This is a genomic window from Microcystis sp. LEGE 00066, assembly GCF_015207925.1.
GTDB classification, from domain to species: domain Bacteria; phylum Cyanobacteriota; class Cyanobacteriia; order Cyanobacteriales; family Microcystaceae; genus Microcystis; species Microcystis ichthyoblabe_A.
Genome location: NZ_JADEVX010000068.1, coordinates 1 through 22035, shown reverse-complemented (window position 1 = coordinate 22035; position 22035 = coordinate 1). Strand labels below are relative to the sequence as shown.

Here is a 22035-nt window from a genome sequence, read left to right as displayed (position 1 = left end):
GTTGATCTAGTTGTTCTTTTTGGTCTGTATTCATGATTCTACCGTTTAATTGTTTCTCTTTATTTTGCCTTAGCTAACGTTTTTAGTCTCTAAGCATTTCTACTTATTGCAAAATTGGGATGCTCCCTATCAGTTTTACTAATTCCTTGATTTTCGAGTTAGTTAAAATTCCTCTATCGCTTACCCAGACCACATTCTCAATCCCCCAACCCTTTCTGACTTTCTCAATTTGTCCGCTTAAAGTAGCACCGTCTGAGGTGTTTCCTTCAAATACTTCTACCGCTATCGGACAACCCTTGGCTGAACAGAGCAGACCAAAAACTATCTGAGTTTTCCCTTTCTTTTTATCTCGGTTATCACCATATTTTCCCAGTTCACAACCATTTCCTTCTAGGTAGGTAGAAGTGACATCATACAAGACTAATGTTCCTGATTCTAAGTGTTTAATTGCTAGGTGCTTCTCAATTTTCTTTTGTTTTTCTAATAACCAATCTAAGGCGTTATATAATTCGTCTTCATCGGCTTTCTCTAAGTCTAACAATTGTCCTAAACTCTGACTACAAGTCTCGCTATTAAACCCTCTCGCTGTGGCTAGTTTCGATTTAGGATTGATGATTCTTGCCACAATCATCGCCACTACTAAGTTTCTGATTCGTGAGGATTTTTCACTGATTATTTTATCTAAACCTAATTTTTTAATCGTCTCTAAAATAGCCATCACATGACCATGAGGAAGACTTCTAATCACTTCAAAATGATTGGGAATGCCTTCATTCATGGACAGTGTTGCCCCTTTGAGAGCCAGTTTCAAATTGTCGATAATATCATCGGGTAATTTTGAGAGATTGGCCAGGGTTCTTTTTTTGACTTGATCTCCTTCTCGGTAGGACTCCCGAAGAAGAACGGCGGGGGGGGGGAATTACGGTTAGGAACTTTTTCTATATACATGACCACCATTCTAGCAAATGGAGAGAATTCTTATCCATTAAGAAATGTTACAAATTACATGGGTACATTAAGAAAAGTTAAGGGGCGTATCCATTGATGAATAAGGGTTTTCGGCTATTGTAGTATATATGTATGGGAAAAGTTCAGATATTTTATATGGCGAAGAAAAAGAGCATGAACCCTGAGAAATTTCTCGATACAAGTTATGCGATCGCTTTATCTTCATCTACGGACGATTATCATCTATATTGTCAAAGAAACGATAAAAATTGGGGAATTGTTGACTGTATTTCTTTTATTGTAATGGAAGAGCGTAGAATAACGGAAGCATTAACAACGGATATTCATTTTCAGCAAGCTGGTTTTCGAGCTTTGTTGAGAGATCAATCTCAGGGCAGGCGATCGCCATTCCCCCATCACCCAAAAGTGATCGCCATTCCCACATCACCCAAAAACGATCGCCTCTCCTCATCACCCAACAGCGATAGCCATTCCCAAAAAATTGCTCCTCCCAAAAGCGATCACCTCTCCCTGTTTTATAAAAAAGCGATACTAAAACCGAACAAATTCGGTGACAATCAGTAGTGAAAAAATTCAACCAATCGATCAGCCACTACCATTGCTACCCGTTCGTCAAGACTGCCAATTGTGGCAACAATTCGGGTTTTGTCAATCGCCCTAATTTGGTCTAAAGCAATACTGCCGCGCACATTTTCTTGATCAATGGGGATTCTTGTTGGGTAATTTTTGACAGTACTGGTGATTGGTGCAATAACGACTGTTCTTAATCGAGCATTAATTTCACTAGGAGAAACAACAACACAAGGTCGAGTTTTTTGCAGTTCAGACCCCCTAGTTGGATCGAGTGCCACCAACAGGATGCTAAATCTTTCTACCATTGATTTTGCTGCTCAAACTCGTTTTCCACCCCTAACCAATCCTGTAACTCGGCTTCAATAGGAGCATCATCAAATAACTCAGCCCAGCCTTCCCTCACCTTCTTTTTAGCACTCAGAATAATTCTTTTTCCATCAACTATCGCCTCAACTTCGTCCAGAAGTTCACACTGTTCCATGATTGCTTGAGGAATTGTAATTGCTTGAGAATTACCGATTTGTACGATTTTTAGCAACATTTTGACGACCAGATAAACATACGATAATTATATCAACTTATACTGATTAGGGAGCGATCGCCCCTCCTCCTCAAAATCGCCCCTCCTCCTCCCCAAAAATGATCGCCTCTCCTCATCCAAATCGCCATTCCCAAAAAATTGCTCCTCCCAAAAACCATCGCCCCTCCCCATCATCAAAAAATGATCGCACTACAAGATCAGCTACAAGCTCGGCGATCGCATTAATAAAAATCCAAAAAATCAGATAATTACGGTGAATAACAATCAATTTAGTGCGTTACTACAAGAGCGATCGCACTTATTGACCTCGCCCTGGCTTACAGTCGGCAAAACTTAATGCCTCTGTGTCTAGAAAACTGGCGATCGCCATCTCAAGGATTGCTTCAACGGGATAATCAATTTCAGTAGCGCGAGCAATCAGGGCATCCTGAATCCAGTCTGGTAAGCACTTTAAAATATTTTCCGCATCCGCAGACGAGATTTGCTCCGAAAGTTTCACTTGCATGGGTTAGGACTCCATAGGAATTTGAACATTATACGGCAGCTATTCTCATTTTGAAACGATTTTGCCTTGTTTCAGCGATCTAGAGATTCGTTAAGAATTATTAACCCCTCTAGGTGCAAGGGTTTTAATGTCATGAAACCTTAAAATGAGAATTGCTATATTTTGAGAAGAGGCCGTGGCTCTTCTAGGTTCTGTGTGATAAGTTTAACTTACATAGGATTGATCAGTCTTTGTGTCCTTTGTGTCTTTGTGGTTCGTTCCACCCCCTCGCTAGGAAGAATGTATCTTAGAATACATTTTACCCACCAAACCCAAGAGAGCCAGGCCGTTCTCTCAGCAAAAAAATAGATTAAAATGAGTGTGTCAGCCTGATTAACAAGATGAGTTATGCCAACACCGACTATCATCGAAACGGATTTGCGCGAAGTTCTAGCAGAAATGAATCAGAAGCTAGATACAATTTCTAAAGATGTGAATCAAGTACAGATTCGATTGGCTACTGTAGAAACCAAAGTTGATAATGTAGAGAAACGATTGGATTCAATGGATAAGCAATTCGATAAAATGGAATTACAGATAGAAAAGGTAGACAGCAATCAGGGCAAGCAGGTTTGGGCTTTGATTGGGATTTTGTTTACGGCGGTAGTGGCAACGTCTATCCGTTTTGTTTTAACAGCTTTACCCTAGATTTCAAAAGAAAACCTGATCGCGTTTTTAAGATTTAATCAACAAGAAAACAGCGATCACCGTTATCTCAAGTCATCTTCGGTCAGATCAGCATCTTTCAAAATACTCTTAAGAGTACCAATTGGTAAATCTTTATTGCCATGAACAGGAACGGATAAAATAACTTTCATTCCCTGTTTTGTATAAATATGATGACTACTACTAATGCGTTTTAACTGCTAACCATAACGTTCAATAATTTCACAAAGGGCTTGGCCAGAAATAGATTTCATAATGATAATTCGACTAGCTCTTTTTCTGCTTCAATTTCTGTTTCTTGACTTGCAACTTCAAGCCATCCTTGAACCGCATCTTGCAACATTTCTAATAATTGTTCGTAGCTTTCTCCCCAGGTATGACAGCCTGGCAATGCCGGTACGGAACCGCACCAAATACCATCTTCTTGCCAGATTAGAGCTTTAATTTTCATGTTATTTTCAAAATATTTGCCTGATTTTACTATGATAATAGAAAAATACGATATGTGATCGCCCCTCCTCCTCATCAAAAAGCGATCGCCCTTTGCGTTCCTATCCCAAGCGGCAGCTTTAAAGTTTAACCAACAAGATGACAGCGAATAACAATCAATTTGGTGTGTTACATTTATAATATAGATATTTCAAGTAAAAATCATTTCACCAACAGATCATGCTTAATTCTATTAACGCATTATTTGACGGAAAGGTCTTTCATCCAGAGCAACCCGTTAGATTGAAGGCTAATACTCGTGTTCGCATTATTGTTGATAACTTATCGGATGAAAATAATGAACTCACTTCTTTTTTAGAGACAGCAGAATCATTACAACTAGACGGACCCTCTGATTGGTCAGAAAATCTAGATAAATATTTATATGGCGAAGAAAAAGAGCATGAACCCTGAGAAATTTCTCGATACAAGTTATGCGATCGCTTTATCTTCATCTACGGACGATTATCATCATAAAGCACTTGCCATTGCCCAACAATTAAAAACTTCAAAAACACCTTTAGTTACAACCAGAGCCATTATTTTAGAGATTGGCAATGCTTTATCTAAACAAAAATATCGCTCTAAGTCAATTACATTATTGTCCTCATTAGAAAAGGACAGAACAGTGACAGTTATTCCCTTATCGGAAATTCTTTATCAAAAAGCTTTTCAACTATATTGTCAAAGAAACGATAAAAATTGGGGAATTGTTGACTGTATTTCTTTTATTGTAATGGAAGAGCGTAGAATAACGGAAGCATTAACAACGGATATTCATTTTCAGCAAGCTGGTTTTCGAGCTTTGTTGAGAGATTAATCTCAGGGCAGGCGATCGCCCCTTCTCCTCCCCAAAAAGCAATCGCCCCTCCCCATCATCAAAAAACGATTGCACTACAAGATCGGTGATTGCACTTCGGGAATTAATCTTAAAACAAAACTATTAAAATTAGGATACAAAGGCTCGATCTTGCAGAATGACGATTGATTAATTAAAGAAAAACTTATTAGCCCATGAATACCATAAAGTTTTACAAAACGTTTTACATCTTGATGTATTTTGGCTTGTGAGCTAGATTTCTTTTCTATTCCAATTCTGCTTTCTAATCTATTTTCAATTTCTTTATCTAGTCCAATTTCAATTGTCTTCCCTATTAGTTGTTCAATGTAGTATTTTCGTAATCCATTTAATCTAGTCTTAGCCCTTATAAAAGATTCTCTTGAATTAGATAAATCAGGGAGTAATAGCTCAAGAACTTGCTTAATATAGGAATCACTAAAACCTAAATCTGAACTTTGTAATTTCAAAAAAAGTTCATCTTTTATCCCATTATCTATATCGCGAGACAAAAGTAGATTTATCCCAGAAAAATGAATTAAAATCATAGCGTCGTTGTAAAACTTATTTAATTTAACGACAAAGTCGTCTTGAGAATTAATCAACTCTTCTAAGTCATCAGCATTAGGTGCTTGATCAAGAGCATTTTGTTTATTTCTCTCTAAAATAATTCGATCTTCGTAATCAATATAAACTTCTATTTTTAAAAAAAACTCTAAAGCTTCATCAATACTAAGATTATCACTTTCAGTTGCAATTATTTCGATCAAAAAACGTTTCATTTGATCAGTAAGAATAACACCACTACAACCAAAATCTCCCTGAAGTAGCCTTTTAACAAAAAGGTACTCCATGATTGAGCGATGAGCAAATTTATAATTTCCCTGTGCATCCCGATTCAAAAGTGATCTTCCACTAAGTTGCCATCGTGTCAAATCGCTATTCCACTCATTGGCTAAACCCTCTAAATCTTGAGAAGGAATTCTCTCCATTCCTCTTTTTTCCCTATTAACATAAAGATTTACAGCAAGCCGTTCTGAGTATTCTCCTAACTTACTTTTGCTTACCCAAGAAGACTCTCGCTCTAACCAAGCATCTACCATTAGTTGATATAGCTGGTAAGATTGAGTTATTTTGTGTCCTGACTCAATAACATCAGGAATATGAGCTAAAAGCATCGGTCTTACACTTAGTGACTTAATCCGATAAGCTAACTCTTTAGCTTTTTTGGCTCTTCGTTACTTGTTATGGTTCGATAGGGGGGCATAAATCAACAAAATCTTTATCTGGTAAGGGATTTAATTGATTAGTTCGCTTTAGATAAAAAACAATTGACAAAAATCGCCCAATGTCTTTCTCTATAAGGGTTCCATCCCTTATAACTCCCGTCTATTGCATAAGACAAACCGAAGAACCGCTTTTTTCCGTTTGCTAGAAAGCCAAAAGGGAAAACGCTTTTGAAGATAAAGGTCTATATCATTATCATCAAAAGGAGAAAGATAAAGTTTCCAAAATTCATAAACACCTTTTTCTCCAGCTTTTCGAGGGCCTACCCGAGCAATTCCTGTTTCAACAGGCATTTCTTCATCATTTGGAAAAAATTGTGTTCTGCAAGTAATAATCACTCGCTTGTAATCTCGACAAGCATCCATAAGATGTCTGATGCGTGTACGATGATCTTCAATCGCTTTCGTATCTTCATCTAAGGCATCAAGAAAAATAACAGTCTCATTTTTATTTTCATATTCGCTAATTTGTGTATCAGCATCTTTCAAGCCGAGAGGTACTAAAAATAAATTTTGAGATTTGTTTCGACTTCGACGTAAATTATGAGCATAATAATTTAAAACAAATGATGTTTTGCCAGTTCCAGAGTCAGCTAGTATGAGTAAGTGTCTTTTAGAAGAATCATGATCATCTAAAAAATCATCTATTTTTTTAAATAAACTTTCTCTTGTCGCCATTAATGCTTGTCGTATTTCTTCCTCTTGGGCTGGATCTATATTTGAACACTTAGGACTGATGTAATATTTAGTTGATTGTTGTATTGTTTCTTTATCGTATGCACCTCGACTTAATTTTTCCGTAAGAATTTTGCGATCTTTAAACTCTTTAAAGGTTGAATATAACTTAGTTAATGGAGTTATCGATTTAATAATGAATGGCAAAAATCCAAAGAAAAGCAATAGAAGGATAGTATTGATCCAGTTTTCTGGCAATGGAAAAAGGTGTTTAAAATCATCAATGTTCATAGGAAAATGAATGTATTTATAATAGAAGTTAAATATGTGTATAAAAATAGATACTTGTGGTTTTATGGAACTTGATAGACATTATAAGTTTGCAATGCTCATCAGACTAAAGGATTTAGTGGGATCGCCACTCTCGTCGCTTAAGGTTCAGAAATGCAACCCAACTATAGGAAATAATAACCTAATTGTCGAGTTACTGCAATCATTCTCTCTGACAAAGTTTGATCGCCAAATTTTATCACCTCAACCCAAGCAACAGATCGGCGATCCAGCCATATTCTGGATAGGACTACTTCAATAACTCGATTTCCCCTGGTCGCCAAGTCTTATCAAACCAAGGCTCAAGCGGGCCATAAAGCCGAAGAATCCTATTCCAACCCGTGCCCGGATTTGTCTGCACCCAATTATTTTCCTTACCCGCAAGCGGTTTCGGCCCGAAATAGAGATCCACAGAGCCATCCGCATTAACCAAAAGTCCCTTAGTCTGACTACCGACACTAGGAAACTGTTGATCCGTCTGAATCATCGATCGCATCTGGTTACTGTCAAGAATCACTGACCAGAATAGTAGCACGGTAGGATGTGTTAGCGTAACGCAGAATAATTACAAATTCATCATGATTAAAAGCAAAAAAGCCCGTTAAGTAACTATTTTTTAAGTCAAGACGGCAGTTAGCGATCGCAATTCCCCCAAAAATGCTCTATACAGTGCTTAATGCTTTGATTTTCGCTATCTCTGTTTCTAAGTTGGGAAGTTTTTGATTATATTTTTGGGCTGTTTCTAACCATAAATCTTTTACCATCAGTAATTCTTGTAGGGTTTCTTCTAAGGTTTCACCCTGAGCCAAACAGCCAGATAGTGCTGGAATTTCAGCGACAAAACCGCCTTCTTCACAGGGATAAATAATAATTGGATAATTCATCTTTAGTTATCTCCGATAATTTCAAGGACTCGACGAATATAAACAGATTTTACTTTTTTATTATGAACAGGTATGACCAAAATAATATCATTTCTTTTAAAAATGTGATGGCTACCTGTAATTCGATCAAGGGAAAACCCTTCTAATTCTAGCAGTTGACAAATATCGTTGAATCTTGCGTTATTAGGACTATTCTTGAGTAGTTCTAGTAGTTTATCCCTTTTAGACACGAGTGAATGCCATTCAACAATGAGCTTGAGCAGAAATCCATTTTAACCCAAAAGGAGAAAACTTTTAAGTACCTAAGCAAAATTAATTACACATTTCGATAAAGCTTTTGCCTTTTGCCTTTTGCCTTTTGCCTTTTGCCTTTTGCCTATCCTAACCAAGAAATTAATTTTGCACGACTACTTAACAATACACTTGTTCTAGCATGGCGGTAGTGAGAGATTTTTGGCCGTGATAATAGAGACGACGATTGAGACAACCGATCGATTTAACATAGGTAGATAGGGTTCCCAGATCATGGGAAATAATTAAAATGGTCATCCACTCATTCAATTCTTGCAACAGGGAAAAAATACTAGCACGCATTTGGGGATCGACACTGGCAGTGGGTTCATCTAAAATCAAGAGACGGGGTTCTACCGCTAAAGCGCGAGCGATATAAACCCGTTGGCGCTGTCCCCCCGAAAGTTCAGCAATCGATCTTTTTTTCAACGCTAACATTCCCACACTATCTAAAGCTTTATCTACCCTTACTTCATCTTTTTTACTATAGCCTTGCCAGAGTTTTTTGCTGCTCAATCTCCCCATTTTCACCACCTCACCCACAGTGATGGGAAATGAGCGATCGCATTCGACAAACTGCGGCACATAACCGACTAATTCCCGACCTTTTTCGACACTTTGACCCAAAATACTGACTTCTCCCCGCCAAGGTTTAATTAATCCCAGTAAAACCTTAAGGAGGGTAGTTTTTCCTCCTCCATTCGGGCCGATAATTCCCAGGAAATCTAATTCTTCAATGGTTAAATTAATATCTTCGAGGATAGGTTCCTGTTCGTAGCCGGCCCAGAGATTATTAATGGTAATGATCGTTGACATATACAAGCAATTACTGATTTAAAACTGTGGCCATTTTTTGGGAAACTTGTCGCAGGTTTTCACTCCAATTTTGAGCAAAGGCACTGATAGGGATTACCTGTCCCCCAATTTCCCTAGCAATAGTTTCGGCACTTTTCTGACTAAATTCTGGTTGAGTAAAAATAACTTTAATATTCTCTTTTTTGGCCTGTTTGATTAGTTGACTTAACTGGGCAGCACTGGGTTCATTACCGTCGATTTCGATCGCAATCATCTCTAAACCGTAATCTTGGGCAAAATAGCCCCATTCGGGATGAAATACCATAAATTTTTTGTTTTTAATCCCTGCCAAGTTTTGCCGAATTTCTTGATCTAATGCGTCCAATTCCTGACTGAATTTTTCCAAGTTAGCCCGATAGATAGCTTCCTGACCCGGATCGAGTTGTGCTAGGGTTTGATAAATAGTCTTTGCTTGTGCTTTGACTCGTTTTGGTGATAACCAAATATGGGGATCTAGGGTGTTTTTTCCAGCTTGATGTTTTTTTTCCTTAGCGTGATCGTGATCGTGATCATGTTCTGCTGTCAAAGGGATTTTATCTACCCCTTGACTGGTATCGACGATTAACATCTGTTGGTTAACACTGTTTAAGCGATCTTTCCAGGCATCTTCTAAGGATACACCAATTTTAAAATAGGCTTGCGATCGGGCTGTGGTTTTTAATTGTTCGGGTTTTGGTTCATAGGTGTGGGGATCTGTCCCGGGTTGAATCATGGCATTAACACTGACTCTATCACCGCCGATACGTTTGACAAAATATTCCTGCGGTACGATACTCACTGTCACCTGTAAGGGTGTCTTTGCTTCCTCTTCCTTGACCGAGGGACCACTACAAGCTGTTAAGCTGGCTATAGTCAGGGTTAAAGCGATCGCTGTTAACTGGAAATTTTTACCCATCGGATTAACTGAGTCTGATTATGATTCTGATCTTATCACAGTCGGTGAGAATCGTTATCATTCTGAAAATATTTCGGTATAGATGTACTGGTTTTTCGTCCTTCGATCTTTCGCTCCCAATTAAAAATTTTCTCTTGCTAACTAACGCTTGACATGATATTATATAGATAATGGAAAATCCGTGCGCCTGCGACCCCCCTCTGGTCAAGTCAAGTAAAGCCCAAAAAAATTAACCCCAAAAAGTAGTGGGTAAACTGGAAACTGATACTCGTTAAGACTGCACCGGAGTGCCGGAGTTGGGAGAGGAAGCCTGAGCATTTGTACTAGAACTCCCAATAGGCAGTATAAATTCAGGAGAGCTTAACTAGAGCTTGCTGAATAAATCTAAAAACCGTGTTGGGTAAGACTTTTAGACTTTTTGGGAAATCAAAAAGTACCGGACATGGGAGTGATCGGGGGGAAAATTCAGGGACTTTTTCCCTGAAAATTAGGTAATTGACCCCCTCAAAATCGGTAAAACCCTACACCCCACACCCTGTCCCCACAAAAAACTTTTTGCCGCAAACCCTAACCAAAAACCGAGCGCCGATCACTAAAAAATGACTTTTGCCTCCGTTATCCGCAACATTGAAAAATCGCCATTAACTGCCGAACTTATCCAAAAACTGGAGAAAAACGGCAATTTAACCCTAACCGGCCTTGCCCGCTTACCGAAAGGATTAATCAGCACAGCTTTCGCCCGTTGTCAAGGAAAAAATCTTTTAATTATCTGTGCCAATCTGGAAGAAGCGGCACGTTGGGCGGCACAATTAGAAGCGATGACGTGGAAAGGTGTTTTCTTTTATCCCACCTCGGAAGCTTGCCCCTACGAGAGATTTAATCGGGAATCCGAGATGATTTGGGGACAGATGCAGGTATTATCGGCCCTTCGACGTAGCTCAGGACAAGCTCTAATCAGTCATCAAGAGGCCGGAATTGCGATCGTTACCACCGAAAAGGCCCTGCAGCCCCATTTACCCCCTAGAGAGGTTTTCGAGCAGTATAGCGATAATTTTGCGGTAGGAAGGGTTATAGAAGCCAAAAACCTCGATCTAACCCTAGCTAGATTAGGATATGAACGGGTTTCACTGGTAGAAACCGAAGGGCAATGGAGTCGTCGCGGCGATATCGTTGATATTTTCCCAGTTTCGGCCGAATTACCGGTCAGGTTAGAATTTTTCGGCGATGAATTGGAAAAATTGCGAGAATTTGACCCTGCCACCCAAAGATCCCTCGATTCTATCCCCAATCTGCTTCTTACTCCCACTAGCTTCGCATCGATCATTGCTCCTTCTCTTCCCCCCACAGTGGCCGATTATTTGGAGGCTGAAGAGCGAGAAAAATTGGCTAATGGCATTTATCCAGAGGGAATTGAGCGATTTTTAGGCTTGGCCTTCCCTCAACCTGCCTCTTTATTGGATTATCTCCCCGAAAATACCCTGATTGCCTTTGATGAACTGGAAAGCTGTCAAGCTAGAAGCGATCGCTGGATAGAATATATTGGGGAACGCTGGCAAGAGATAGAACCAGCTTTACCGCAAATTCACCGTTATTTTGGCGAATCTCTGCAAATATCGGTTAAATTTCCCCATCTCTACCTCTCAGAAATAGACGATCACCTGTCCGAAAATAGTCTTAATCTCTCCAGTCGTCCGATTCCCACCAATCCGGGACAATTCGCCAAACTAGCGGAAATTTTACGGGGAAAAAGAGAGATTTATAGCGGTATTAAAGTAAATAAATACGCTACATGGTTAATATCTGCCCAACCCTCCCGCACAGTCTCGTTATTACAGGAACACGACTGTCCGGCCCAATTTATCCCCAATCCCCTTGATTTTGGGGCGATCGAGCGCTTAATCATTCAAAACACCGCTACAGCCCTAAAATACTCAGGATTAGCTGAATTAGAAGGTTTTATACTACCCACCTATCGCATAGTCGTCGTTACTGATCGAGAGTTCTTCGGGCAACATCTTTTAAATACTGCCGGTTACGTCCGCAAACGTCGGCAAGCAGCCTCGGTACAGGTGGACGTGAACAAACTCCGTCCCCTCGACTTTGTAGTACATAAACACCATGGCATCGGACAGTTTATCAAACTAGAAAAGCAGGAAAGCACAATTAGCGGAGTAGTGCAAGGTCGAGATTATCTAGTTATTAAGTATGCCGATGGATTATTGCGGGTTCCTGCCGATTCTCTTGATAATCTCTCCCGTTATCGTCATACAGGTACTCAAGAGCCAGAATTACATAACATCTCTGGCAAAGCGTGGGAAGCGACGAAAGCTCGCGTCAGGAAGTCGGTTAAGAAGTTAGCGGTTGATTTAATCAATATTTACGCCCAACGCGCCCAAAAATCGGGTTTTGCCTATCCTATGGATAATCCCTGGCAGCGGGAGTTAGAGGATTCTTTTCCCTACCAACCCACTGCCGATCAACTGAAAGCGATACAGGATGTGAAACGGGATTTAGAAAGCGATCGCCCGATGGATCGCTTAGTCTGTGGGGATGTGGGTTTTGGCAAGACAGAAGTGGCCATTCGTGCTATTTTTAAAGCTGTCACCACGGGTCATAAACAGGTGGCTTTATTAGCGCCAACAACGATTTTAACCCAACAACATTATCACACTCTGAAAGAACGTTTTGCTCCCTATCCCATTAATGTGGGTTTATTAAATCGTTTTCGCACCAATTCCGAGAAAAAAGATATCGTCCAGCGCTTGAAAACGGGGGAATTGGATATAGTAGTGGGTACTCAGTTGTTATTGAGTAAAGCGGTGGAGTTTAGGGATTTGGGGTTATTGGTAATTGATGAAGAACAGCGTTTTGGGGTCAATCAAAAGGAGAAAATTAAGGCTTTTAAAAGTAATATTGATGTATTAACTTTGAGTGCGACACCGATTCCCCGGACTCTTTATATGTCCCTTTCTGGGGTGCGAGAAATGAGTTTAATTACCACACCTCCCCCCTCTCGTCGTCCCATCCAAACCCACCTTTCTAGTTATAATTCTGATGTGATTAGAACGGCAATTCGTAATGAATTGGATCGGGGGGGACAGATTTTTTATGTAGTACCCAGAATCGAGGGAATTGAAGAAAAAGCGGCAGTAATTCAAGGGATGATTCCTGGTGCTAGAATTGCCATTGGTCATGGTCGTATGGATGAGGCTGAATTAGAAACCACCATGTTAGCTTTTAATAATGGGGAAGCGGATATCTTAGTCTGTACGACTATTGTGGAGTCGGGGTTAGATATTCCCAGAGTTAACACAATTATCATTGAAGATGCCCAAAAATTCGGTTTAGCGCAACTCTATCAACTGCGAGGAAGGGTGGGGCGATCGGGAGTACAAGCGCACGCTTGGTTACTTTATCCAGCTAAGGGAGAACTAACAGAAACCGCTCGGGAAAGATTAAAGGCAATTCAAGAATTTACCCAGTTAGGATCGGGGTATCAATTAGCGACTAGAGATCTGGAAATTCGCGGCGCTGGTAACTTATTGGGTGCGGAACAATCGGGACAAATGGAAGCGATTGGTTTTGATCTATATATGGAAATGTTACAGGAAGCTTTGCGGGAAATTCAAGGTCAAGAAATTCCTCAAGTGGAGGATACCCAAATCGATCTGAAATTGACGGCATTTATTCCTAATGATTATATATCGGATCCGGAGCAGAAAATGGATGTCTATCGGGCGATCGCTACTGCTAATTCTCAGAAAACTTTAGGACAAATTGCTGCGGATTTAGTGGATAGATACGGGGCAATTCCTTCCCCAGTGGCACAATTATTTAAGGTAATCGAGTTAAAACATCTGGCTAAATCCCTCGGTTTTTCGCGCATTAAACCCGATGGAAAACAGCATATTATCCTCGAAACTCCCATGGAGGAACCAGCGTGGAAATTATTACAAGAACACCTACCCCAACATATACAATCACGCTTTGTTTATAGTCCCAAACAGGTGACAGTCAGGGGTTTAGGAGCGGTAAAACCACCACAGCAGTTAGATAGTTTATTGGAGTGGTTAGCTAAGTGTAAAGATGGTTTACCGAGGGGGAATTAGATGGGAGGTTCACTCTAAATCTTTGCCGCGTCAATCAGCCAAAAGTAGCTTTGAGAGTCAGCTATAGGTGGTGCGTTACGACGGATTGTCACCTTCAAGTCAAAGCAACAATTTTTGCCGTCTAACGCACCCTACTTTTTACTTTTTGCCGCAAACCCTACTTATGAGGTGCTTTGGGGACGGAGAGAGAGGGATTCGAACCCTCGTTAAAGTTACCCCTAAACAGCATTTCCAGTGCTGCGCCTTCAACCGCTCGGCCATCTCTCCAATTGAGGTCACGATCATCAATCCTACAGCAAATGCTGCCGATCTGTCAAATTATTTTTCTTTTTCCGACGATGACCGATCAGGTTAGGGACTTGCGCTTTGATAATGTACCTTTTGGGCGAACGCAGTTCGCCCCTACATTGTGGACAAAATCCGTTACTGTAGGGGCGCAAAGCTTGCGCCCTCCGATCGATTGGGATATTATTCCCACGCAAGTCCCTAAGCATACCCTAGATATTGATTTAAGATTGCTGCCGTAGCTAGACCAGTTTTTTGCCAACTAAACTCATCGGCCCGTTTTTTGCCTAGATGACTTAATTTTGACTGTAATTGTCGATCTTGAGCGATAATTTTTAGGGCATCGGCTAGGGACTCGACTCGATAGGGATCGATTAAAATTGCCGCTGTTGCCGTGACTTCGGGCAAAGATGACAAATTTGAGGTAATGACGGGTGTACCGCAGGCCATAGCCTCTAAAACGGGCAATCCAAAGCCTTCCCAGAGACTGGGGAAGACTAAAGCAGTGGCTTGACTGATAACTTTGGGTAGGTGATCGTAGGGGATATAGTCGAGAAATTTAATGCGATCGCTGACTGCTAATTCCCGCGCTTGTTGTTGTAAATTGGGGGTATAACGGCGATCAAAGCTGCCGGCAATCCAAAGATGATAATCTGTTAAATCTGGGGGCAGTTGGGCAAAAGCGGCGATTAAACGCGGTAAATTTTTATAGGGATTGGGACGACCGAGATAGAGAAAATAGGGATGTTCTGGCTTATTATCTTCCATAGGACGAAAGTGATGATGATCATAGGCTAGGGGAATTGAAGTAATTTTATCGGCGGGAATTTGATAATATTCAGTGATATCTTTGGCCGTTGCCTGAGAGTTACAGATAATATGTTTTGCCTGTTGTAATACCTGCGGCACATAATAACGGAAATAGTGGGTTAAGGGGGAAGTAAAACTGGGAAACCGCAGGGGAATTAAATCGTGGACCATGACGACAAAGCGACAATGAGAATTTATCGGCGCTTCCGGAAGGGGAGAAAAGAGTAAATTCGCCTTTAATTGTCGGTAAATTGACGGTAACTGCCACTGAGTCCAGAGTAAGCGTTTTAAATGACCTTTCGCTCCTCGATCAGGGCCGAGACCTTTGGGGATAGAATAACAGTTAAAGTCGGGATAACTATTAGCTGTTAGTAGGGTTGGTTCTAAATTTTTCAGGTAGGGTAAGAGGTTAAGAATGTAGGTACTGATTCCCGTGGGTTGGGGAAAAAGTACCGAGAGATTAATTAATAGGTTATGCTTTGTATTCACTAATTATCCTGTTGATATTTGCTGAGGATTTCTGAGATATATTGGTAGCCTTCCAGTCCAATAGATTTAATCAGGGAGGAACGTTCCTGACTGAAAGTCTGTTCAAAAGCTGCGATATTTTTACCGCGAATAACTGTTAATAGACTAGCAGCTTGTCGCCATTCCACTGCACCGATTTCGTGTAGCCAATACATTCCTAGAGAACCCATATAAATTGCCTGTTCAAAATTCTTGTCTTGATAGTAAGCTTCCCCTAAATAAGTTAGTAATAAACCTTGCAGATATACATCTCCGTAGTATTTGGCCGATTCCAATCCTTGTAGGAGAATATTAATCGCATCTTGGGTTCTTTCGAGGACAAGATATGCTAAACCTAAACTGCTACAACAAAGGGATTTACTCTGCCAATCTTGGAGACTTTCCGCTAACTTTAATCCCTGTTTTAAATACTCGATCGAAGTTTGATAAATTTCGGGATCATATCTCTCTAACTGTTGTGCTTCCTGTACCTGACTATAACCCAAATTAGCTAAAGCGTTAGCCTGTCCTAAACTATTACCCTGTTGACGACTTAAAATTAAGGCTCTCTGACTTAAATTAATCGCTTCTGCATAGTTTTTTTCGATAGCATTGAGACGGGATAAATGGTTTAAATTAGCTATTTCACAAGCATAATCCTGCTGTTGACGAGCAATTTCTAAAGCTTGTTGATGACATTCTCTAGCCTGTGGATAGTCGCCGCGAATGCGATTAGAATAGGCAATTAAAGTTAAAATTCTCGCCTTTTCTCCCGTACCTTCCACATAACGCAGAGGAATTGATAAATAATCTAAGGCCTCCTTGAGATAACTGCCAGAAAAGGATGCGAAAATTCCTCCGTATAAAGGAAAATAATCCCGTTGAGCAAAGGTTCTCAGAATTTGTAAAGCCATCTGAAAACAGCCGCGACTATAGAGGGAATTTTTACTAACTTGCTCGAAACTATTGGTTAACAGTGACCAAATTAAAGCAAAGGTGAGAAAGGTAGAAATGGATAATTTAGCTCCCAGTTTTTCGCTATAGATACGCTGATCAAAAAAGTTAATTAGTCCCCTTTGGATATATTGAAAAACAATAGCAGTTTCTACCCAATCGGTTAAAGTTAAATCCTGAGTAATAGAATCAAAAGCTTGTTGATTAGCTAAACTTTCTAAGACTCGTTTTAACCAAGAGGGATTAACTTTACTTGCCCAAATTTGCCAAGGGGTCACTCGCTCATTATCATTAGTAAAACCAAGATTACGATTTTGTTCGTAGAGCCAACTGGTGAGATCATTCGATAAATTTGACCAAGTATTTAACCCCAGATTAATCCCCGTGGCAATTTGCCATAAATCCGCTTCTCCCCGCTGCTGAGAAACTGTCTGTAAATGCTTGGCTAACTGTTGTAATTGTTCTAGGGTTAAAGCATTATTTTGATTGGGATCGATTAAATTCACTAACGTCAGTAAACGATCCTCTCGATCGATTTTTACCAGATTATCGATCGCCGCTGCAGTGAGAGAATTTTGCTGATTGGTTTTTTGATATTTTTCCCATTCACTTTCGATCGTTTCCAGGGCCCGCAAAACCCTAGTGGCTTTAATTTTTGTTTCTAACTGTGAGCGAGTAACGATGATTTTTTCAGTTAAACAACGCTCAAAAATTTCTCCTGTGCCATTTTTTACTCCCTCGGACAAAAGGTTATAAACCTGTGATTTAGCTCTAATTTTTCCTTCTAAAGTTAGATTGACAATGCGCTCAATTAGTGCATTATAAGTTTCGTTGAAGTTATCTCTATTTTCTGTCATAAGTGTTTTTTCAGTTATCAGTAAACAGTAATCAGTGAAAAGACAGTAGTAAGCTTCTAAGCTGTACTGAATTTAAACTGCGTAGGGGAAATTTTAGTACAAATGCTCAAACTTTCTCTCCCTACTCCCAACTCCGGTGCAGTCTTAACGAGTAATTTAGATAGTCAACAGCTGATTTAATGCGGCATACTCAAAACTTAAAACTTAAAACTTAAATCTGATAACTGCTCACTGATAACTGATTCAAGACTGACTGCCGTTGATCAAAGTGATTACTGTCACTTCGGGGGGACAAAAAAGACGACCGGGAAAATAGGTTCCTAAGCCTCGATTGACATATAATTGATTTTCCCCGACTCGATGAAATCCCTCGGACCATTGCCAGTATCGGACTACTTTGCTAAACTGCCGGTGAAGGGGAACCCATTGACCATAGGGTTCTGGCAGCGATCGCCTAAGTTCCTCTAAAATTATCGGTAGGGAACCGATACCCGGTATAGTCACTTGACCTCCGTGGGTATGACCGGATAACTGCAAATCCACGCGCCAATCCTTTAAAATCATGGCTGTATCGGGATTGTGGGAAAGGACGAGTCTGGGTATATCGGGGGAAATTTGCTCGAGGATTTGCGGTAAAAATTCCCCAGACCAATAATCGGCCAATCCGACGATGGGAAAATTTTCGCCGTAGGGTGTGACGATTTCATTCCAGAGTACCCGAATTCCCACGCTAGTTAAGGCTGATCTGACCGTTTCCCTTGCTTGCGGAAGATAACTGTCATGATTTCCTAAACAAGCATAAATACCCCCTTGACTTTTGAGAGCTTTTATGCTATCTGCTAGGGCAAAAATTGGTTTGGGACTATAGGTGATAAAGTCCCCTGTCAGGAAGATGAGATCGGGTTTTTCCTGATTAGTAATGGCGATCGCTTCTTGCAGGACAGCTTCAGGCAAATGCTCTTCATCGCAGTGCAGATCTGACCACTGCACCAACTTGATCCCTTGCAGATGTGCCGGTAGGCCAGCAATTGCGATCGTTAATCTTTCTACCTGTAAGGATTCTAACCAAAAGGGTCGCATCGGTGAGCCGTTGTCGGTGAGTAGTTACCAGTCTATCAATTCCCGATGGGGTTGTTGGGGGATGCTTCCGCAAACATCCCTCTCTTGAGGATTAGCCTGGAAATTTACTGATAATTCTCTCCATAGCGGCCTCGACATTAGCACGACTATTAAAAGCCGATAGCCGGAAATAACCCTCTCCGGCAGCCCCAAAGCCAGATCCGGGAGTCCCCACCACATTACAGGTATGTAGCAGTTTATCGAAGAAATCCCAACTTGATAGACCCTGGGGCGTTTTTACCCAAACGTAGGGCGCATTTACGCCACCATGGACTTCTAAACCGGCAGCAGTTAATTTTTCTCGGATAATTGTTGCATTTTGTAAATAAAACTTGACAAGTTCTTGTACTTGTGCCTGTCCTTCCGAGGAATAAACCGCCTCGGCCCCCCGTTGGACAATGTAGGAAACGCCGTTAAATTTGGTCGATTGCCGACGATTCCACAGTTTCCAGAGTTGCACATCGCTGCCGTCGGCCGCTTTGGCCATCAGACTTTGGGGAACCACGGTTAAAGCGCAACGGGTCCCGGTAAAACCGGCATTTTTAGAAAAAGAGCGAAATTCGATCGCACATTGCCGCGCCCCCTCGATTTCATAGATGGAATGGGGTAAACTGGCATCGGTGATAAAGGCCTCGTAGGCTGCATCAAAAAAGATAATCGATCCGTTGGCCTTAGCATAATTAACCCAAGCTGTCAAGTGTTCTTTGGTAGCTGTGGCCCCGGTGGGATTATTGGGAAAACAGAGATAGATTAAATCGACTTTTTCCGCCGGAATCTGGGCAGTAAAGTTATTTTCGGCGGTAATTGGCAGATAAATCAAGCCCTCGTATTCGCCGCGTTTGTTGACCTCTCCCGTGTGTCCAGCCATAACGTTAGTATCGACGTAAACGGGATATACTGGGTCAGTAACAGCGATCGAGTTATTATCTCCAAAAATATCGAGAATATTGCCCGTATCGCACTTAGAACCGTCGGAAATAAAGATTTCATCGGCACTTATCTCACAACCGCGAGCCTGAAAATCATGGACGGCGATTTTCTCCCTTAACCAAGCATAACCCTGTTCAGGCCCGTAACCCTTAAAGCTAGAGCGATCGCCCATTTCCTCCACTGCTTTAATCATGGCCTCGCGACAAGCTAGGGGCAAAGGTTCGGTGACATCCCCAATCCCCAGACGGATAATGTTAGCATCGGGATTGGCTGCCGCAAAAGCTTGGACTCGTCGGGCAATTTCTGGGAAAAGATAACCCGCTTTTAGTTTTAAGTAATTACTGTTAATGGTTGCCATAATTATTATTCTCGTTTCAGTCGCAACCTTTAATTCTATAATAGTCGGTCATCGGCCGTTAGTTTCGATCGCCCTCCTTGATGGACTAGGATTGGGTGTGGCCTGTTGTCTTTCGATATACAATCAGAGAAAAACCTCTTAATAACTGACATTAGTATGGGTGAATCAAAACGTCGTCAATCGGCCCTAGGTGATAAGTATGGACAGGAAGAAAATATCCTGCCTTGGCTACCAATTACCAAAAGTCAAGCGGCCCAAGCTTACAAGTTAACCACTAGGGGTGCCTGGATTGGTATAGGAGTTTTAGCCGGGGTTTGGGTGGTTATTCGCTTTGTCGGGCCAGCTTTCGGTTGGTGGAATGTCCAATAACTGGTTAGGGACTTGCGCTTTGATAATGTACCTTTTGGACGAACGCAGTTCGCCCCTACATTGTGGACAAAATCCGTTACTGTAGGGGCGCAAGGCTTGCCATTGGTGTCAACTTAAGCAAGAAGCTTAATTATAAAAGGTAGCTGATTATCCAAGAGGAAGGAAGTAAAAAATGGTAAAATAGGGTGAGGAAGTCAGAGGTGGGTCAGTGAAAAAGCGCTCTAAGCAACGACCGAGAAAACAGGGGAATCCAGATTTGCGGCGACCACATCAATGCCCAAGCCCAGAAATCCCACAAGTAATAGAAGAACTTAAAAAATACCTAGAGCCAAGATTATTTACGCCGCTAAAATATATGCAAGGAAATCATGAAAAAATCATGAGAGATAGATTATTAACCTTACCCGTGGTGGTCGCCTTATTGGTAAGCTTAGTCTATCGCTAGATAGCGGGATTAAGTGAAGCTGTAAGAGTCTGAAAAGAGGAAGGATTACTCTGGGTAGAACCTCTAAAAGTAAGTAAGCAAGCTGTATCCAAAAGATTGATGAGCTTACCTACGGAAATCTTTGTATTGCTGCTGAGAAATATTTTAGAAAAAAGAAAAGAAATGTCAGGTAAAATTAGCATAGCTGAGAAATGGCAAAAGGTGAGAGAAAAATTCAGTGTTATTTGGATAGCCGATGGCTCAACCCTAGAGCAGCTGAGGAAAAGCCTGAAAGCTTCCGAGAAGGAATCTGGGAAATTGGCTGGAAGAATAATGATGATTGTTGAGGCATTTACGCAAGTACCTGTGACAGTATGGTATCAGAAAAATGAGAGATGTAACGATAAAGTATGGGTAGAACAATTAATAAATGAGCTACCTACATCAGGCTTGCTAGTCGTTGACCTAGGCTTTTTTAGTTTTCCGTGGTTTGACCTTACCCGCATGAGGGGGAAAACATCTTACCAAATAAAGCAAGTTTTGTCCGCAGGAAAACTTTACTGAGATGAGATTATTACCCTCGGTCAGTATCGCTCTAATCCTTGCCATTCGACCGTCAGATTAGTCTCAGTCCTTTGGGGAAATACTTGGTATGATTATTTGACAAACGTGCTTGATTCTCAACAACTATCCGCTGAGGAAGTTTGTGATTTGTATAGAAGAAGATGGCAGATAGAAGAAGCTTTTCTCTTAACTAAGCGACTCTTAGGACTGGCCTATTTATGGGTTGGACACACTAACGGCGTACAAATCCAAATTCTCACTACCTTGATTTTCTATACTGTTCTCACTCAGATAGTTCAAGATGTGGCTGTCGCTCTCCATCAGCCGCAAGAAAAAATTTCTGTCGAGATGGTTTTTAGAAGCCTTTACTATGTAGCGAAGGCTTTCTCTCGGGGCGAAAACCCAGATGTAATCAGCTATTTAGCCGAACGCGCTCAACTTTTTGGACTGATTAAAGCTGAACGTCAGCGACATCGAGAGAAAGAGGCTCTCCATCGACAAATATGGGAACCTCTTCCCTTAAGTTGACACCAATGAATGCTTGCGCCCCTACAGTAACGGATTTTGTCCACAATGTAGGGGCGAACTGCGTTCGCCCAAAAGGTACATTATCAAAGCGCAAGTCCCTTAGCTGTCACCTTGATGGTGGTAGCTTTTTCTTTTTTTAGCCAATACAGCGCTTCTGTTCCCCCCTGAAAGGTTACGGTTAATTAGGGTTTGCTGAATAAATCTAAAAACCTTGTTGGATAACGCTTTTAGACTTTTTTTTCCTCAAAAAGTGCCGACCTTTGGAGTGATTGGGGAGAAAATTCAGGTACTTTTTTCCTGAAAATTAGGTAATTGACCACGGCTCGACTGAGCTTCGCCGAACGCCCTGAAAATAGGTAAAACCCCACACCCCACACCCCACACC

At 41.1% G+C, this 22035-nt stretch carries 21 protein-coding genes, 1 tRNA gene and 3 pseudogenes; 7 read left to right on the top strand and 18 right to left on the bottom strand.

The window, feature by feature from the left end:
* Window positions 1-127: 127 nt before the first annotated feature.
* Window positions 128-948: pseudogene (locus tag IQ224_RS11460) on the bottom strand (IS1634 family transposase); the annotation flags it as partial.
* A gap of 174 nt (window positions 949-1122) precedes the next feature.
* Between IQ224_RS11460 and IQ224_RS24100 the strand changes: the two are divergent.
* Window positions 1123-1533, top strand: coding sequence for a type II toxin-antitoxin system VapC family toxin (locus IQ224_RS24100; protein WP_228036203.1), 411 nt, complete (start codon window positions 1123-1125; stop codon window positions 1531-1533).
* Here IQ224_RS24100 and IQ224_RS11450 read toward each other — a convergent pair.
* From IQ224_RS11450 to IQ224_RS11440, 3 genes are all read right to left on the bottom strand, one after another.
* Complete coding sequence (locus IQ224_RS11450) at window positions 1527-1847, bottom strand: type II toxin-antitoxin system PemK/MazF family toxin (RefSeq protein ID WP_002735990.1); 321 nt, start codon at window positions 1845-1847, stop codon at window positions 1527-1529. The genes IQ224_RS24100 and IQ224_RS11450 overlap by 7 nt on opposite strands.
* On the bottom strand, window positions 1841-2083 hold the full coding sequence (locus tag IQ224_RS11445; protein WP_084990079.1) for an AbrB/MazE/SpoVT family DNA-binding domain-containing protein: 243 nt from the start codon (window positions 2081-2083) through the stop codon (window positions 1841-1843). Before IQ224_RS11445 ends, IQ224_RS11450 begins: the two co-directional genes overlap by 7 nt.
* A 298-nt stretch (window positions 2084-2381) precedes the next feature.
* A complete protein-coding gene (locus IQ224_RS11440; protein WP_002736760.1) occupies window positions 2382-2588 on the bottom strand; it encodes a hypothetical protein in 207 nt (68 codons plus the stop codon).
* A gap of 387 nt (window positions 2589-2975) precedes the next feature.
* On the opposite strand from IQ224_RS11440, the gene IQ224_RS11435 reads away from it, so the two are divergent.
* A complete protein-coding gene (locus tag IQ224_RS11435) occupies window positions 2976-3275 on the top strand; it encodes a peptidoglycan bridge formation glycyltransferase FemA/FemB family protein (RefSeq protein WP_002744571.1) in 300 nt (99 codons plus the stop codon).
* A gap of 62 nt (window positions 3276-3337) precedes the next feature.
* On the opposite strand, the pseudogene IQ224_RS11430 reads toward IQ224_RS11435, so the two are convergent.
* A pseudogene (locus tag IQ224_RS11430) lies at window positions 3338-3547 on the bottom strand (type II toxin-antitoxin system HicA family toxin).
* Complete coding sequence (locus IQ224_RS11425) at window positions 3544-3744, bottom strand: type II toxin-antitoxin system HicB family antitoxin (protein ID WP_002735173.1); 201 nt, start codon at window positions 3742-3744, stop codon at window positions 3544-3546. The pseudogene IQ224_RS11430 and the gene IQ224_RS11425 overlap by 4 nt, the downstream one beginning before the upstream one ends.
* A 218-nt stretch (window positions 3745-3962) precedes the next feature.
* Here IQ224_RS11425 and IQ224_RS11420 point away from each other — a divergent pair, with 218 nt between their 5' ends.
* Together IQ224_RS11420 and IQ224_RS11415 are read left to right on the top strand one after the other, a co-directional pair.
* The gene (locus IQ224_RS11420) at window positions 3963-4196 is read left to right on the top strand and encodes a hypothetical protein (RefSeq protein WP_036401137.1); all 234 of its coding nucleotides are present in this window, start codon (window positions 3963-3965) and stop codon (window positions 4194-4196) included.
* A complete protein-coding gene (locus IQ224_RS11415) occupies window positions 4186-4602 on the top strand; it encodes a type II toxin-antitoxin system VapC family toxin (protein ID WP_002744576.1) in 417 nt (138 codons plus the stop codon). The genes IQ224_RS11420 and IQ224_RS11415 overlap by 11 nt, the downstream gene beginning before the upstream one ends.
* A 74-nt stretch (window positions 4603-4676) precedes the next feature.
* Here IQ224_RS11415 and IQ224_RS11410 read toward each other — a convergent pair whose 3' ends face one another.
* From IQ224_RS11410 to IQ224_RS11380, 7 genes are all read right to left on the bottom strand, one after another.
* Complete coding sequence (locus IQ224_RS11410; RefSeq protein ID WP_002744569.1) at window positions 4677-5798, bottom strand: hypothetical protein; 1122 nt, start codon at window positions 5796-5798, stop codon at window positions 4677-4679.
* 198 nt (window positions 5799-5996) lie between these two features.
* Window positions 5997-6872 (bottom strand): hypothetical protein, encoded by an 876-nt coding sequence (locus IQ224_RS11405; protein ID WP_002744568.1) that lies wholly within the window; start codon window positions 6870-6872, stop codon window positions 5997-5999.
* A 289-nt stretch (window positions 6873-7161) separates the two neighbouring features.
* Window positions 7162-7446 carry a DUF1214 domain-containing protein gene (locus IQ224_RS11400; RefSeq protein ID WP_080612727.1) on the bottom strand — a complete coding sequence of 95 codons (285 nt, stop codon included), beginning with the start codon at window positions 7444-7446 and terminating at the stop codon, window positions 7162-7164.
* 127 nt (window positions 7447-7573) lie between these two features.
* Window positions 7574-7795 (bottom strand): type II toxin-antitoxin system HicB family antitoxin, encoded by a 222-nt coding sequence (locus IQ224_RS11395; RefSeq protein WP_002744564.1) that lies wholly within the window; start codon window positions 7793-7795, stop codon window positions 7574-7576.
* Window positions 7796-7797: 2 nt separating this feature from the next.
* Window positions 7798-8025, bottom strand: coding sequence for a type II toxin-antitoxin system HicA family toxin (locus tag IQ224_RS24580; protein WP_002744562.1), 228 nt, complete (start codon window positions 8023-8025; stop codon window positions 7798-7800).
* Between the two features lie 181 nt (window positions 8026-8206).
* Window positions 8207-8902 carry a metal ABC transporter ATP-binding protein gene (locus IQ224_RS11385; protein WP_002744560.1) on the bottom strand — a complete coding sequence of 232 codons (696 nt, stop codon included), beginning with the start codon at window positions 8900-8902 and terminating at the stop codon, window positions 8207-8209.
* A gap of 10 nt (window positions 8903-8912) precedes the next feature.
* Window positions 8913-9836, bottom strand: a complete 924-nt coding sequence (locus tag IQ224_RS11380; protein ID WP_002744558.1) for a metal ABC transporter solute-binding protein, Zn/Mn family — start codon at window positions 9834-9836, stop codon at window positions 8913-8915.
* A gap of 599 nt (window positions 9837-10435) precedes the next feature.
* On the opposite strand from IQ224_RS11380, the gene mfd reads away from it, so the two are divergent.
* A complete protein-coding gene (gene mfd, locus IQ224_RS11375; protein WP_002744556.1) occupies window positions 10436-13945 on the top strand; it encodes a transcription-repair coupling factor in 3510 nt (1169 codons plus the stop codon).
* A gap of 180 nt (window positions 13946-14125) precedes the next feature.
* Here mfd and IQ224_RS11370 read toward each other — a convergent pair.
* The 5 genes from IQ224_RS11370 to IQ224_RS11350 form a co-directional block, all read right to left on the bottom strand.
* A tRNA-Ser gene (locus IQ224_RS11370) sits at window positions 14126-14212 on the bottom strand.
* A gap of 219 nt (window positions 14213-14431) precedes the next feature.
* Window positions 14432-15529 (bottom strand): glycosyltransferase family 1 protein, encoded by a 1098-nt coding sequence (locus IQ224_RS11365; protein ID WP_002744554.1) that lies wholly within the window; start codon window positions 15527-15529, stop codon window positions 14432-14434.
* Window positions 15529-17358: a tetratricopeptide repeat protein gene (locus IQ224_RS11360; RefSeq protein WP_002744552.1), complete on the bottom strand. Its 1830-nt coding sequence runs from the start codon at window positions 17356-17358 to the stop codon at window positions 15529-15531. Before IQ224_RS11360 ends, IQ224_RS11365 begins: the two co-directional genes overlap by 1 nt.
* A gap of 243 nt (window positions 17359-17601) precedes the next feature.
* Window positions 17602-18438 carry a metallophosphoesterase gene (locus IQ224_RS11355; RefSeq protein WP_194032957.1) on the bottom strand — a complete coding sequence of 279 codons (837 nt, stop codon included), beginning with the start codon at window positions 18436-18438 and terminating at the stop codon, window positions 17602-17604.
* 91 nt (window positions 18439-18529) lie between these two features.
* Window positions 18530-19765, bottom strand: coding sequence for an LL-diaminopimelate aminotransferase (locus tag IQ224_RS11350; protein ID WP_194032956.1), 1236 nt, complete (start codon window positions 19763-19765; stop codon window positions 18530-18532).
* Window positions 19766-19921: 156 nt separating this feature from the next.
* Here IQ224_RS11350 and IQ224_RS11345 point away from each other — a divergent pair, with 156 nt between their 5' ends.
* Window positions 19922-20134 (top strand): DUF2839 domain-containing protein, encoded by a 213-nt coding sequence (locus IQ224_RS11345; protein ID WP_002737353.1) that lies wholly within the window; start codon window positions 19922-19924, stop codon window positions 20132-20134.
* Window positions 20135-20342: 208 nt separating this feature from the next.
* Window positions 20343-21650: pseudogene (locus tag IQ224_RS11340) on the top strand (IS4 family transposase).
* Window positions 21651-22035 lie beyond the last annotated feature (385 nt).